At 67.7% G+C, this 14,162-nt stretch carries 10 protein-coding genes; 5 read left to right on the top strand and 5 right to left on the bottom strand.

Annotation, left to right across the window (positions count from 1 at the left end; genetic code table 11):
- Nucleotides 1–6: 6 nt before the first annotated feature.
- A complete protein-coding gene (dut, locus tag ABQ039_RS18090) occupies nucleotides 7–474 on the bottom strand; it encodes a dUTP diphosphatase (RefSeq protein ID WP_016901966.1) in 468 nt (155 codons plus the stop codon).
- A complete protein-coding gene (coaBC, locus tag ABQ039_RS18095; protein WP_046344810.1) occupies nucleotides 471–1,739 on the bottom strand; it encodes a bifunctional phosphopantothenoylcysteine decarboxylase/phosphopantothenate--cysteine ligase CoaBC in 1,269 nt (422 codons plus the stop codon). Before coaBC ends, dut begins: the two co-directional genes overlap by 4 nt.
- A 96-nt stretch (nucleotides 1,740–1,835) precedes the next feature.
- Here coaBC and radC point away from each other — a divergent pair, with 96 nt between their 5' ends.
- The 5 genes from radC (at nucleotide 1,836) to ABQ039_RS18120 (ending at nucleotide 6,565) form a co-directional block, all read left to right on the top strand.
- Nucleotides 1,836–2,513 (top strand): DNA repair protein RadC, encoded by a 678-nt coding sequence (radC, locus tag ABQ039_RS18100; RefSeq protein ID WP_049818219.1) that lies wholly within the window; start codon nucleotides 1,836–1,838, stop codon nucleotides 2,511–2,513.
- Between the two features lie 86 nt (nucleotides 2,514–2,599).
- Entirely contained in the window at nucleotides 2,600–4,288 is a 1,689-nt protein-coding gene (argS, locus tag ABQ039_RS18105; protein WP_016901969.1) for an arginine--tRNA ligase, read from the top strand.
- A 45-nt stretch (nucleotides 4,289–4,333) separates the two neighbouring features.
- Nucleotides 4,334–5,215: an SPOR domain-containing protein gene (locus ABQ039_RS18110; protein WP_039524849.1), complete on the top strand. Its 882-nt coding sequence runs from the start codon at nucleotides 4,334–4,336 to the stop codon at nucleotides 5,213–5,215.
- Between the two features lie 5 nt (nucleotides 5,216–5,220).
- On the top strand, nucleotides 5,221–5,769 hold the full coding sequence (locus ABQ039_RS18115) for a hypothetical protein (RefSeq protein WP_349778486.1): 549 nt from the start codon (nucleotides 5,221–5,223) through the stop codon (nucleotides 5,767–5,769).
- 40 nt (nucleotides 5,770–5,809) lie between these two features.
- Nucleotides 5,810–6,565: an SDR family NAD(P)-dependent oxidoreductase gene (locus ABQ039_RS18120; protein ID WP_016901972.1), complete on the top strand. Its 756-nt coding sequence runs from the start codon at nucleotides 5,810–5,812 to the stop codon at nucleotides 6,563–6,565.
- 165 nt (nucleotides 6,566–6,730) lie between these two features.
- On the opposite strand, the gene ABQ039_RS18125 is transcribed toward ABQ039_RS18120, so the two are convergent.
- From ABQ039_RS18125 to ABQ039_RS18135, 3 genes are all read right to left on the bottom strand, one after another.
- A complete protein-coding gene (locus tag ABQ039_RS18125) occupies nucleotides 6,731–7,858 on the bottom strand; it encodes an acyltransferase (protein WP_349778487.1) in 1,128 nt (375 codons plus the stop codon).
- 290 nt (nucleotides 7,859–8,148) lie between these two features.
- Nucleotides 8,149–9,483 carry a glycosyltransferase gene (locus tag ABQ039_RS18130; RefSeq protein WP_349778488.1) on the bottom strand — a complete coding sequence of 445 codons (1,335 nt, stop codon included), beginning with the start codon at nucleotides 9,481–9,483 and terminating at the stop codon, nucleotides 8,149–8,151.
- Complete coding sequence (locus ABQ039_RS18135; RefSeq protein ID WP_374057873.1) at nucleotides 9,476–13,402, bottom strand: amino acid adenylation domain-containing protein; 3,927 nt, start codon at nucleotides 13,400–13,402, stop codon at nucleotides 9,476–9,478. Before ABQ039_RS18135 ends, ABQ039_RS18130 begins: the two co-directional genes overlap by 8 nt.
- Nucleotides 13,403–14,162: the final 760 nt, after the last annotated feature.

Here is a 14,162-nt window from a genome sequence, read left to right on the forward strand (position 1 = left end):
CCCCCGTCAGCGCACGCCGGTGTGGCCGAATCCACCCGCTCCCCGCGCGCTGTCGACGAAAGTATCCACCACTTGCAAGCCCACGCGCACGATCGGCAGGATCACCAGCTGTGCGATGCGGTCGCCCGGCTCAATGGTGAAGGCCTCACGGCCGCGATTCCAGGTGCTGATCAGCAGCGGCCCCTGGTAATCGGCATCGATGAGCCCGGTGCCGTTGCCGAGCACGATGCCGTGGCGATGGCCCAGGCCCGAGCGCGGCAGGATCACCGCGCACAGCTGCGGGTCGGCCAGATGGATGGCGATGCCGCTGGGAATCAGCGCCGCATCGCCCGGTTCCAGCGTCATCGGCGCTTCCAGCGCGGCGCGCAGGTCCATGCCGGCGCTGGCGTCGGTGGCGTAGGCCGGCAGCGGCCACAGATCGCCAAAGCGCGGGTCGAGCAGCTTCACCTGCAGGGACTGGGTCGGGGTGCTCATGCCTGCAATCTCTCCGCGATCAGGGCCAACAGCTGGTCGGCCAATTCGGTCTTGCTGCTGCTGGGGAAGGCGCGCTCGCCGCCCTGCCAGTAGGCGGTGGCGGCGTTGTTGTCGCTTTCGAAGCCGCCGCCCTCGATCCCCACCTGGTTGGCGATGATCAGGTCCAGCCGCTTGGCGGCCAGCTTGCCACGCGCGTAATGCTCCACGTCGTGCGTTTCGGCGGCAAAGCCGACCACCAGCTTCAGCGCGCCGGTCTGCGCGGCGACCTCGGCCAGGATGTCCGGGGTGCGCACCAGTTCCAGGGTCAGCGTCTCGCCGGTCTTCTTGATCTTCTGCGCGACCACCCGCTTGGGGGTGTAGTCGGCCACTGCGGCGGCGCCGATGTAGATGTCGGCCGGGAACGCACCCAGCACCGCATCGCGCATCTGCGCAGCCGAGCGCACGTCGATCCGCCGCACCCCGGCCGGGGTGGTCTGGTGCACCGGGCCGCTGACCAGTACCACGTCGGCGCCCTGGCTGGCGGCGGCAGCGGCCAGGGCATAGCCCATCTTGCCGCTGCTGCGGTTGCCCACGTAGCGCACCGGGTCCAGGTCCTCGAAGGTGGGGCCGGCGCTGATCACGATGCGCAGACCGTCCAGTTGCGCGCTGCTGGGCACGAACGCCGGGGCGGCAGCAGCCTTGGAGGCGAGTGGCGCGGCGCTGCCGGCACCGCCGGCCAGGGCGGCGATGATCGCCGCCGGCTCGGCCAGCCGGCCGGGGCCGGACTCGCCTTCGGCCAGCGGGCCGTCCTCGGGACCGACCACGCGCACGCCGCGCGCGGACAGGGTCGCCACGTTCGCCTGCGTGGCCGGGTGCAGCCACATGCGGTGGTTCATTGCCGGGGCCACGGTCAGCGGCGCGGTGGTGGCCAGGCACAGCGTGCTGACCAGATCGTCGGCCAGGCCGTGCGCCAGCCGCGCCAGCAGGTCGGCGGTGGCCGGGGCGACGATCACCTGATCGGCCCAGCGCGCCAGTTCGATATGTCCCATCGCCTGCTCGGCGGCGCTGTCCCACAACGTGGTGCGGGTGGGCTGCCCGGACAGTGCCTGGAAGCTGAGCGGGGTGATGAATTGTTGCGCGCCGCTGGTCATGGCGACCTGCACCTGCGCACCGGCGTCGCGCAGGCGACGGACCAGTTCGAGCGATTTGTAAGCGGCAATGCCTCCGCCGACGCACAGCAGCAAGCGCTGTCCGTCCAGGGGGCGGGCCTGAGTGGAGCCGATCACGTCGGAGTCGTCCTACGGTTACAAGGACAACTAGATTAGCCGATGCCCCCGTCCGGCCTGATAGGCGTGAGCGATGAGCACCGGCAATCTCGCCATATGCACATTCACGACTGGCCCACCCACGAACGCCCGCGCGAGAAACTGCTGGCGCGCGGGGCGCCTGCCCTGTCCGATGCCGAGCTGCTGGCGATCTTTGTCGGCTCCGGCCTGCGCGGCCAGGACGCCGTCCAGACCGGACGCAATCTGCTGCTGCGCCACGGCCCGCTGCGCGTGCTGCTGGATCACACGGCGCCCGCCCTGGCGCGCCTGCCCGGCCTGGGTCCGGCCTCGGCCTGCAAGCTCAGTGCGGCGCTGGAACTGGCGCACCGCCACCTGCTGAGCGCACTGGAACGCGGCGACGCGCTCAGCGACCCGCCCAGCGTCGGCCGCTACTTTTCGCAGCGGCTGCGTGCGCGCCCCTACGAGGTGTTCGCGGTGCTGTACCTGGACACCCGCCATCACGCCATCGCCTTCGAGGAAGTGTTCACCGGTACCATCGACGGGGCCGACATCCACACGCGCGAAGTGGTGCGGCGGGCGCTACTGCACAATGCCGCAGCGGTGATCGTCGGGCACAACCACCCTTCAGGCAATCCGGAGCCGTCCGAGGCCGACCGCGCGGTCACCCGGCGCCTGCTGGATGCGTTTGAGCTGGTGGATATCCGCCTGCTGGACCACTTCGTGATCGGCGACGGGCGTCCGGTCTCGCTGGCCGAGCGCGGCTGGCTGGGATGAGCGCGCGGCGGTGACCTGAACCGTCGGCCCGACCCCGGGGCGCGCGGTCGGGTAAAATCGGTGGTTTCGTTCCAAGCAGATCCCACGTGAAAGCCCAACTCCGCGCACTGATCGGCCAAGGCATTGAAGCCTTGCGCGCCAACGGTACCCTGCCTGCCGACACCCTGCCGCCGGATTTTGTGGTCGAGCGGCCCAAGACGCGCGAGCACGGCGACTTCGCCACCAATGCTGCGATGCTGCTGGCCAAGCCGGCGCGCAGCAACCCGCGCGCGTTGGCCCAGGCGCTGGTCGCGGCATTGCCGGCCAGCGACGACGTGGCCAAGGTGGAGATCGCCGGCCCGGGCTTCATCAACTTCCATCTCGCCCCCACCGCCTACCAGCGCGAAGTGGCGCATGTGCTCAAGCAGGGCCACGACTACGGCCGCGGGCTGGCCGGCAACGGCCGCTCGGTGGGCGTGGAATACGTCTCGGCCAACCCGACCGGCCCGCTGCACGTCGGCCACGGCCGCGCCGCGGCGATCGGCGACAGCCTGGCGCGCGTGCTCGATGCCAACGGCTGGAACGTCAAGCGCGAGTTCTACTACAACGATGCCGGCGTGCAGATCGAGAACCTGGCCCTGTCGGTGCAGGCGCGCGCGCAGGGGCTCACCCCCGACAGCGACGGCTGGCCGGAGAACGGCTACCGCGGCGACTACATCGCTGATGTGGCCACCGCCTACCTGGCCGGCGACACCGTCGACCTGGAAGGCCACCTGGTCACCGGCGGCAAGGACCCTGCCGACTTCGACGCGATCCGCCGCTTCGCCGTGGCCTACCTGCGTAACGAGCAGAACCACGACCTGGCCGCGTTCCGCGTCGATTTCGATATCTATTTCCTGGAAAGCTCGCTGTACAAGGATGGCAAGGTCGAAGAAGCGGTGCAGAAGCTGATCGCCTCCGGCCATACCTACGAGGAAGGCGGTGCGTTGTGGTTGAAGTCCACCGACTTCGGCGACGACAAGGACCGGGTGATGCGCAAGTCCGACGGCACCTACACCTACTTCGTGCCGGACGTGGCCTATCACCTGACCAAGTGGCAGCGCGGCTACGAGCGCGCGATCACCGAGCTGGGGGCCGATCACCACGGCTCGCTGACGCGCGTGCGCGCCGGCCTGCAGGCGCTGGAACTGGGCATCCCGCAAGGCTGGCCGGAGTACGTGCTGCACCAGATGGTCACGGTGATGCGCGGCGGCGAGGAAGTGAAACTGTCCAAGCGTGCCGGCAGCTACGTCACCCTGCGCGATCTGATCGAGGAAACCAGCGCCGATGCGGTGCGCTGGTTCCTGATCGCGCGCAAGCCCGATTCGCAGCTCACCTTCGACATCGACCTGGCCCGTCAGCAGAGCAACGACAACCCGGTGTTCTACGTGCAGTACGCACATGCCCGCGTCTGCAGCGTGCTGCGGCAGGCGCAGGAGAAGGGCTACAAGTACGAGCAGGCGCATGGACTGGCCGAGCTGGCGCGCCTGGACGACGAGCATTCGCTCAACGTCATGGTCGAGCTGTCGCGCTATGCGGAGGTGGTGGAAATCGCCGGGCAGACGCTGGAGCCGTACCAGATCGCGCAATACCTGCGTGAATTGGCGCACGCCTTCCACACGTGGTATCACAACACCAAACTGCTGGTGGACGATGCCGCAGAGCGCGACGCCAAGCTCACCCTCGCCGTCGCCACGCAACAGGTGCTCGCCAACGGCCTGGAACTGCTTGGCGTCAGCGCCCCAGAAAAGATGTAAGCCGGGCCGCATGGCCCGCAACGACGTGATTCGGAGAAGTGGTAGATGGCAGCACGACGCGGTAAGAGTCAGGCGCGACGCAACACCAGCAATGGCACCCCCGGTTGGGTGTGGTTGGTGGCGGGCGCTGCGATTGCGGCAGTGATCTTTCTGGCCGCGCCCAACCTGTTCAAGAAGGACGGCGACGGCTTCCTGCGCGTAGGCCCGCGCGCCAACCCCGACGCACAGCCCGAGCCGGTGGCCGATGCCGACGTGGATACGCCGGCCGAGCTGCCCAAGCCCAGCGCGCAACCGCCCAAGCCGCAGGCCAAGCCGGGCGATGCGCAGACCCAGTACGACTTCTATACCTTGCTGCCCGGCAAGGAAGTGCAGATGTCCGATGCCGAACTGGCGGCCAGTGCGCGCGCCGAGGAAGCTGCACGTGCGCGCGCCGCATTGGAAGGCAAGCCGGTCGCGCCGGCACCGGGTGCGAGTGTGGCGGCAGCCACGCCGGCCGCCAGCGTGCCGGTCCCGTTGACCGAAACGGCCGCCAGCGCGCCGAAGCCATTGGCCGAGACCGCCCCGGCACGCCCGGCCGCCACCCCGGCCCCGGCCAGCACTGCGGCACTGAGCACGCCGGCTGCAACCGCTGCGCCGAAGCCGGCAGCGACAGCAGCAGCTGCCACCCCGGCAGCTGCCTCTGCAGTGACCGACAACACCCGCTACATCCTGCAGGCCGGCTCGTTCGGCGCCTCCGGCGATGCCGAATCGACCAAGGCCAAGCTGGCGATGATGGGCCTGGCCGCACGCGTGGAGTCGGCCGACATCAGCGGCAAGACCGTCTACCGCGTGCGCATGGGGCCGTACGGCAGCGCCAGCGAACTGGCAGAAGCCAAGCAGAAACTGACCGGTAGCGGCTTGCCCGCCATTGCGATCAAGGCGCAGTAGCCGCCGTGCTGCAGCGCACCGCCGGCCTGTGGTTGTGGTGGGGACTGATCGGCGCGGCGCACGCCACCGAGCAGATTCCCGACCGCATCCGGATCGACGGGCAGGACGCGGTGCTGCTGGCCGAGCCATTGGCGCGGGTGCTGGACGACCAGGCCACCTGGCAACGGTTCGTGGCGCATGCGCGGCCGGCGCTGGGCAGTTGCAGTGCAAACTGGCGCGGCTACCAGGCCGATTGGCGCGTGGAGCAGACGCAAGTGCTGCTGGATCGCATCGTCATCGGTGCCTGCGACACCGCGCCGCCGGCGTTACCGCTCGAGGTGTTGTTCCCCGGACGAACTGCCCCGGTCGCCGCGGACTGGATCGACGGTGAGTTGGTGATCGCCCTGCCAACCGCCGCGAGCGCCGGCGACACCGCACCCGGCACCGCAGAAGCACCGTATCTGCTCCTGCAGGTGCAACAAGGCCGCGTAGTGACGCGCGAGCCGCTCAGTGAGGCCGAGCTGCGCGCGCGCCGTGCCCAGGCCCACGCACCCGGCGCTGCCACGACCCCCTGATCCCTTTGCCTGACCCCCTCGTTCGCAGGAGTTATCCCCCATGTCCAAGACTGTTCTGATCACCGGTGCCACCTCCGGATTCGGCAGCGCCGCCGTGCGCCGTTTTGCCGCCGCCGGCTGGAAGATCATCGCCACCGGCCGCCGCGCCGAGCGCCTGGATGCGTTGGCGGCCGAGCTGCCTGCCGGCCAGGTGCACACCGCAGCCTTCGACATGCGCGATGCGCAGGCCCTGTCGGCAGCGATCGACGCATTGCCGGCCGAGTTTGCCGACATCGATGTGCTGGTCAACAACGCCGGGCTGGCGCTGGGCACCGCGCCTGCACAACAGGCCGACCTGACCCAGTGGCAGCAGATGATCGACACCAATGTGACCGCGCTGGTCACCCTCACCCACCGCCTGCTGCCGGCGCTGATCGCACGCCGCGGCGCCATCATCAACATCGCCTCGGTCGCGGCGACCTACCCCTACACCGGCGGCAACGTGTACGGCGGCACCAAGGCGTTCGTGCAGCAGTTTTCGCTGGGCCTGCGCGCGGACCTGCACGGCACCGGCGTACGCGTGACCTCGATCGAACCGGGCATGGCCGAAACCGAATTCACCCTGGTGCGCACCGGCGGCAACCAGGCCGCCTCCGACACGCTGTACCGCGGCGCCACCCCGATGACCGCCGAGGACATCGCCGAGCAGATCTTCTACGTCGCCAGCCTGCCGGCGCATCTGAACATCAATCGGCTGGAAATCATGCCGGTCACGCAGTCGTTCGCCGGTTTCCAGGTGGCGCGCGACGCGCAGTGACGGTGGCCTCCAACGCCAATGCCTCGGTCGCGTCGCGATCCGATGGTGGGTTGGTCGGCGCGTTGGCAGATTGCGCCGCATCCAAGCTGGGTGCGGCGCTGCAACCGGCGCACCGCCAGGGATGACGAAAACGCCGTGCATTGCGCGGCGTTTTGCTTTACCCGGTCAGCCGCGATCGGCGGCAGCCAACGGCCGCGCGCTTGGCCGCAGCGTCCTGTCGCGCAGTTGCAGGAACGGGCGCTCCACCGCATAGTGCAACAGCGCGCCACCCAGCACTGCCACCAGGCCATACACCGCAAATGCCAGCACGCCCCGCCCCTCCAGCGCCGGGCCGAACCAGCCCTGGGTGAGATGGAAGACGGCCTTGTGGGTCAGATACAGGCTGTAGGAGATGGCCGCCAGCCATGCCGCGCCCGGCACGCGCAAACCGCCAAGCACACCTCTGCTGGCGGTGCCGGCGAGCACCAGCAAAGCCAGCCCCAGCGACAGCACCGGCCAGCCCACCGCATTGCCGAGCAGGCCGATGCGCTCGCGGAACAGCCACAGTGCCAGTGCCAGAATCGCCACGCCGGCACACAGAATGGCGTTGCCGTGCTGCTGCAGCCGTTGCCACGTCATGGGGCGAAACACCTTCAGCACCGCCAGCACGACACCGGCCAGCAGACCATCCAGACGGTTCCAGGTCGGGTAGTAGATGTCTTCGATAAACCAGTTGCGCTGCAGACCGACGCCAGCGCTGTCCAGGGCGGTGTTGTGCCACCAGATGCCGGCACGCAGCGCGATGCCTGCAACCACGACCAGCACGCAGAGCACGCCAAAGCGTGCGGCCGAGGGCCGACGCAGCAGCAGCGTCGCCAGCAACGGAAACACCAGATAGAAATGTTCCTCCACGCACAACGACCAGGCGTGCGAGAACGCGGCGTCACGGCCGTAGTCGACGAACAGGTTCAGGGTGAAGGTGACGAACATCCACCACGGCGCCAGCCCGGGCGACTCGCGAAAGTCCGGCCACGCCATGTAGATCACCAGCACCAGCAAGAACGCCGGCAGGATGCGAAACGCGCGGCGCAGATAGAACTCCTTGAAGTCCAGGCGTTGCCCGCGCGCCAGCGGCCTCAGCACCTGCGTGCCGATCAGAAAGCCGCTCAGGACGAAGAACAGGTCCACGCCCATCCAGCCGTAGCGCGACAACCACGCCCAGTCCGGCCCCAGACCGCCGACCACGAAGGAATGGAACAGCATCACCCAGACAATGGCGAGGCCACGCAGCAGATCGAGAGCGGGGTAGCGCATGCAGGCGATGCAAAGCCGAGGGAGCCCGATTGTGCCGCATCCTACCGATGCGACGATGCCGGCGCTGGCCGCATTCGCCAGCTCGGATCAGCAACGCAGACGCTGTTTCCACCTCACTCCGTCGTGCAGGCATGGTCCGGTCGACCACCTATCGGCGGCGGCAATAGGCCCCAGCGCCCCACCCGTGCAGCAGCCAAGAGCCTTCGGTGAGGCCAGCCGCATTGCCGCAGCCAATCCAATGTTGACGCTGTGGCTCCCCCACAGCGTCAACCATCACGCATCGGCCTGTGTCACGCGACGGCCTGCTCGATCCGCACGGCCGGCGCCACCGACAGCGCCGGTTGCAGCAATCCCCAGGCTTCCAGCTGCTCCACCGCACGGCCGATTCCGTCCTCCTCGCGGATGCGCTGCCCCAGCGCGCGCGCCGCTGCGCGCATGCTCGGCGCGCTGGCCTGGCCGATGGCATCGGCCAGGGTCTCCGGCTGCAGCCCGACCCGTGCAAGCGCCGGCGGGGCGACGCCGCGTTGGGCCAGGCAGTGCGCCCAGAACGGCTGGTCGTAGCCGAACGGCAGCACCACCGACGGAATCCCCGCAGCCAGCGCCGCACCGGTGGTGCCGGCACCACCGTGATGCACGGCCACCGACACCCGCGGAAACAGCCAATCGTGCGGTGCCTGCTCCAGCTGGAAGAAGCGCTGGGCATCGTCGGATGCGTCTTCCGCGGCCGCCAGCCCGCCCCAGCCGCTGGCCAGCAACGCGCGTTGACCGGTCAGACGCACCGCCGCCTTGACGGTGGCGGTGAGCTGGGCCGCATCGCTGCTGATCATGCTGCCGAAACCGATATACAGCGGCGGCGGGCCGGCCTGCAGAAACGCCTGCAGCGCGGCCGGTGGCTGCCACTGCGGCTGCGGCAACTGCCAGAAACCGCTGACCTGGGCCCGGTCCGGCCAGTCCGGCGGGCGTGGGCACAGATGCTCGCTGTAGCCATACACCACGCGCTGCGCACTGCGATCGGGGCCACTCCACGGATATGCCGGCAGCCCCAAGGCCGGGCGCACGATGCCGTTGAGCGCCGGGCGCATCAGCTGCCAGCCGGCAAAGCGCACCGCGTGATGCAGCGCCACGCTCACCAGCCCGGGCAGGCGCACGGTGGGCATCACCATCAGCGGCACATGCCGCGAGGCGGTCAGCGGCTGCAATTGCGTGAACACCACCGGCAGGCCGTAGGCCTGGCCCAGGCTATGCGCCAGCAGGCTGGCGCTGCCGACGCCGAGAATCAGGCCGGCATCGGCACAGGCCGCGCGGCCCTGCTCGACCCAGTCGCGCGCCCACTCCAGCAGCTGCGCGCGCAAGGTGCCCCAGATGCCGCGCCAGCCACCGCGCATCTCGGCGACATCCGGATGGCCCTGCAGCAGTTTCTGGTGGTCGCCGCTGAGCGGGAAGAAGTCCAGCCCATTGGCGCGGATCAGCGCTTCGAAGTTGGCACTGGTCAGCACCCGCACCGGGTAACCGCGCTCCTGCAAGCCACGGCCCAGCGCGATGATCGGGCGCACATCGCCATGCGTGCCCAGGGTGGCGATCAGCACCGGGCGCTGGCGTCCCGCGTTGACGGAAGACTCAGGCATATTCGGCCACCCCGTCGCTGGCGGTGGCGATGCTGCCATCGCGTTGTGCGGCTTTCGTGGTGGCCGCGTGCAGCAGTGCGCTGAGCGTGGCCGCATGCGTGGACGACAGCATCGAGTGGTGGTCGCTGTCCAGCACATGCAGCTGCAGGTTGCGCACATACGGGCGCCAGGCCTGCGGCCGGTAATCCACCCACACCGTATCGTCGCCGCCGGAGGTCATGCGCACGCTCGCTTCGACGAACACCACATCCTGGTCCAGCGGCTTGGGACGATGACGCCGCGCCAGATGCAGGTGGTGCTGGGTCATGCCGCCCATGTCGTCCAGCAATGTGGGGCGTTGCTCGAGCAGCTGACGCACTGCGGGCAAGTCGTTCAAGCCGTAGTGATCGCACAGCAGGCTGGCCAGTTCGGCCACCGTGGTGGGCATCGGCTGGCCGGGTGCCAGATGCAGGCCCAGCGCATGCACCGATGCACGCACGTTTTCCGATTCCGGCAGCGACGCGGCCTGCTCCAGGTGCGGGTAGCTGTCGAGCATCGCCAGCAATTCGACTTCTTCGCCCAGCGCATGCAGTTCGGCGGTGATGGCATGGGCGATCAAGCCGCCCAGCGACCAGCCGATCAATCGGTACGGCCCCTGTGGCTGCACCGTGCGCAGCCGCGCCAAGTAATCGCGCGCGATCGCCTCGATGCTTTCCGGGCGATGCTGCGGGTCACTCAAGCCCGGCGACTGCAAGGCATACACCGGCCACTGCGGATCGAGCTGACCGAGCAAGGTGAGATACGACCAGCCCAGGCCGACCACCGGGTGGATGCAGAACAGCGGCGGCGTACCCGGGGTGCCCGCACGCAGCGGCAACAGCACGCCGAGCGGGTCGTTCGGAGTCTGCGCGTTGCGCTTGATCACCTCGGCCAGGCCGGCAATCGTCGGCGCATGGAACAGGGTGCCCAATGGCAGTTCGACACCGAACGTCTGCGGGAAGCGTGCTGCCATTTCTGCCGCGCGCAGCGAGTCGCCGCCGAGCTCGAAGAAGTTGTCTTCGACACCCACCACTTCGATGCCTAGCACGTCCTGCAGCATCGCTGCCAGCTGGTGTTCGAGCGCATCGCGCGGCGCCACATGCGCGCGCTGCGGCAGCGCACCTGGCGAGGGCAAGGCGCGGCGATCCAGCTTGCCATTGGGTGTCAGCGGCAGTGCCTGCAATGGCACCCACAAGGTGGGAATCATCGACGCCGGCAGGCGCTGCTGCAGATGGGCGCGCAACAGCTCGGGTGATGGCGTCGCGCCATGCTTGCCCACCACATACGCCAGCAACTGCAGTGTGTCGTGGTCGCCATCGCGATGACCGACCACCACCGCCTGCGCCACCTGCGAGTGGAGCAGCAAGGCGTTTTCGATTTCGGCCGGCTCCACGCGATGGCCGCGGATCTTCAATTGCGCATCGGCGCGGCCGATGAATTCCAGCATGCCGTCGCGGCGCTGACGCACGCGGTCGCCGGTGCGGTACATGTTGCTGCCGTCGTCGGCGAACGGGTCGCGCACAAAGCGCTCGCTGGTCAGCTGGCGCTTGCCGCGATAGCCCTTGGCCACGCCCGCGCCACCGATGTACAACTCACCGATCGCGCCGGTCGGCAGCGGTTGCCGCTGCGCATCGAGCACATAGACGCGGGTATTGAGCAGCGGCCTGCCGATCGGCGGGGCGGCAGCGTCGGTGAGCTGCAACGGCATGATGGTCGACCAGATCGTGGTTTCGGTCGGCCCGTACAACTGGGTCAGGCGCCCGACCCGGCTCAGCAACTGGGTCGCCAGTTCCGGCACCAGGGCTTCGCCGCCGACCAGGGCGTGGATACGGTCCAGCGCCAGATCCTGATTGGCCAGCAGGATGCGCCACAGCGACGGGGTCGCCTGCACCATGCTGATCTGCTCCTGCGCGATCAGCCGCGACAGGCTGCGTGGATCGTGGGTGATGCCGGCCGGTGCGATGACCACGCGCGCACCCACCAGCAACGGCAGATACAGCTCCAGCCCGGCGATATCGAAGGTGATGGTGGTGACCGCCAGCACGCGGTCGCGCGGACGCAACGCAAGCTCATGCTCCATCGCATGCAGGAAATTGAACAGGTTGCGATGGCTGATTTCCACACCCTTGGGCGCACCGGTCGAGCCGGAGGTGTACAGCACATAGGCCGTACCGTCCGGCGTGGCCAGCGGCGCGATCGCCGCCGGCAACACCGCCGGGCGCGGATCCAGCCAGACCATGCCGCCGAGCAGATAGCGCTCGCACAACGCCGGCTCGCAGACCAGCGCGATGGCACCGGAATCGTTGAGCATCTGCCGGTTGCGTGCGGCCGGGCTTTCCGGGTCCAGCGGCAGATACGCCGCCCCGCTCCACATCACCGCCAGCAGGGCCACCAGCAATTGCTCGCTGCGCGGCAGCGCGATGGCGACCACGTCGCCAGGGCGGACACCATCGGCCACCCATTGCGCGGCGATGCGCGAGGCCAGTTCGCACAGCGTGGCGTAGTCCAGGGTGCGGTTGTCGTATTGCACCACCACTGCCGCCGGCATCAGCTCGGCACGCTGCAGCATGCCGTGCAGCAGCGTGGCCGGTTCCGGCAGCGCTGCGGCGGTGGCGTTCCAGGTCTGCAACAGGCGGCGGCGTTCCGCATCGCCCAGCACATCGATCTGGCCCAGCGCGCATTCCGGATCGGCCAGCACCGCATCGGCCAGATGGGTCAGCCGGCGGCAGTGCTCGGCCAGCTCGTCGCTGTCGTACAGCGCCGGATTGGCATCCAGATCGAAGCGCAACGCGGCACCGTCGCCGCGCTCGTAGCAGAAGATGGTCAGATCGTCGGCCGGGCCGTTGGACAGGTTATGCGGCATCGCATAGGCCTGGCCAAACCGTAGTGCGTAGTCGAAGGCTTCGATGTTCACTGCCAGGCGTGCGAACTTCTGATCGATCCCGAACATGCCCAGATCGCGGCGCACGTCCTCGAAGCGGTATTGCTGGTGGCGCAGCGCATGCCTGACCACCGAGGACACCTGCGCGAACAGCGCATGCACCGGCTGTTGCGGATCCATTTTCAGGCGCAGCGAAATCACATTGGCCACCAGGCCTGCGGTCTGCCGGTAGCGCGCATTGATGCGGCCGGTCACCGGCATGGCCAGCACCAGATCCTCGGCACCGGTGCAGCGGTAGTAGTACGCGGCGATCAGCGAAATCAGCATCTGCGGCAGGCTGGCGCCATAGTCCTTGCCGAGTGCGCGCAGCCGCACCACCTGCTGCGGCGAGAACTGTCCGGTGCCACGCAACAAGCCGGTCGACAGGTGATTGCCCGGACGCGCCAGGGTCGCCGGCGGCGGCAGATCGGCCAGCTGCTGCATCCAGTAGCTGCGGTCGCGCTGAAAACGATCGGAGTCGCGATACTGCTGTTCCAGCTCGATCAGCGACAGCGCGCTACCGTATTGCGCAGGCTCAGGCTCGATGTTTTCTGCGTAGGCGTTATACAGCACCGCCATGCGCTGCATCATGATCGAGGCGCAATAGCCATCCATCACCAGATGGCTGACGCATTGCACCCACATATGGTGGTCTTCGCCAAGGCGGAACACCGCGCAATGCCATAACGGCCCATTCTGCAGGTCTTCCGGCTTGCGGATTTCTTCGTCGACCCAATGCTCGGCGGCGTTGCGCGGGGAAGGATCTTCGCTGACGTTGAAATACGGAATCGCGGCGGTGTATTCGGGCAGGACCACCTGATGCGGCACGCCGTCGTGCTCGGCGATGCATAGCCGCAGCGTGTCGAATTCGCGCGTCAGCTGCATGCTGGCGCGGATCAGCAGCTGCGGATCCAGCGGGCCGAACATTTCCAGGGCTTCGGACAACATCAAGGTGTTGTCGGTATGCAACTTGCTGGCCACCCACAGGCCGCGTTGCGCTTTGGTCAGGGGAAACACCGGAGAGTCGTCAGTGTGCATTGCGTGCATCCTTCTTGTGTGGCGCGCAGTCGCCCGGTGCGCCATGTCCGCAATGCGGTCAGTGGGACGCCGGATCAGCACCTGGCCTTGAGAACGTGAGGTAAGAGACACCGACGACCGCCAACGCATGCCGGCGATATACGATGGAAACGCACAATGGGAACGCACCACGAAGCGACGTGCAGCGTCGCTACCACGACGTGCAACGACATTGCTAAAAGCACTTGTTTCCCGACAAGTTAAACAAACACTAACAATTAGCCACCGCGATAAACCGTGCAAAAATCACGAAATCCGCGTCGCCTACGAAAATTTTTTGCCGAAGTGTGATTTCAACTAATGTTCTGGATGCATATGCCCACAGCGCGCGTTTTCCGGCGGTTGCGCGCTACCGAACCGACGGCCATGCATCGCACCGCAGCCGATGAAGGCTTTTTTTCCTGGAATTTTGCATGGCCTGCGCCGCGCCCATGGCCGTATGTATTAAGACCATTGTGTGCAATGGCGTTGACGTTATTGCATTGCCGGCGCAACCACTTCGCAAAATACAGTGATTTTTTGCAATGCCGTCTGCAACCGTGCGGTCACACCACGGTTACTTGATTGTCACTGCCACGCTGAGGCGATCACGTATGCACAGCTGTTGCTGGTGATTGCCTGGCCCTGGCTGGGCCGATGGCGTTGATCGTGGCACGCCGTCGTT

Source organism: Xanthomonas sp. WHRI 6108, assembly GCF_040202385.2.
GTDB lineage: Bacteria > Pseudomonadota > Gammaproteobacteria > Xanthomonadales > Xanthomonadaceae > Xanthomonas > Xanthomonas arboricola.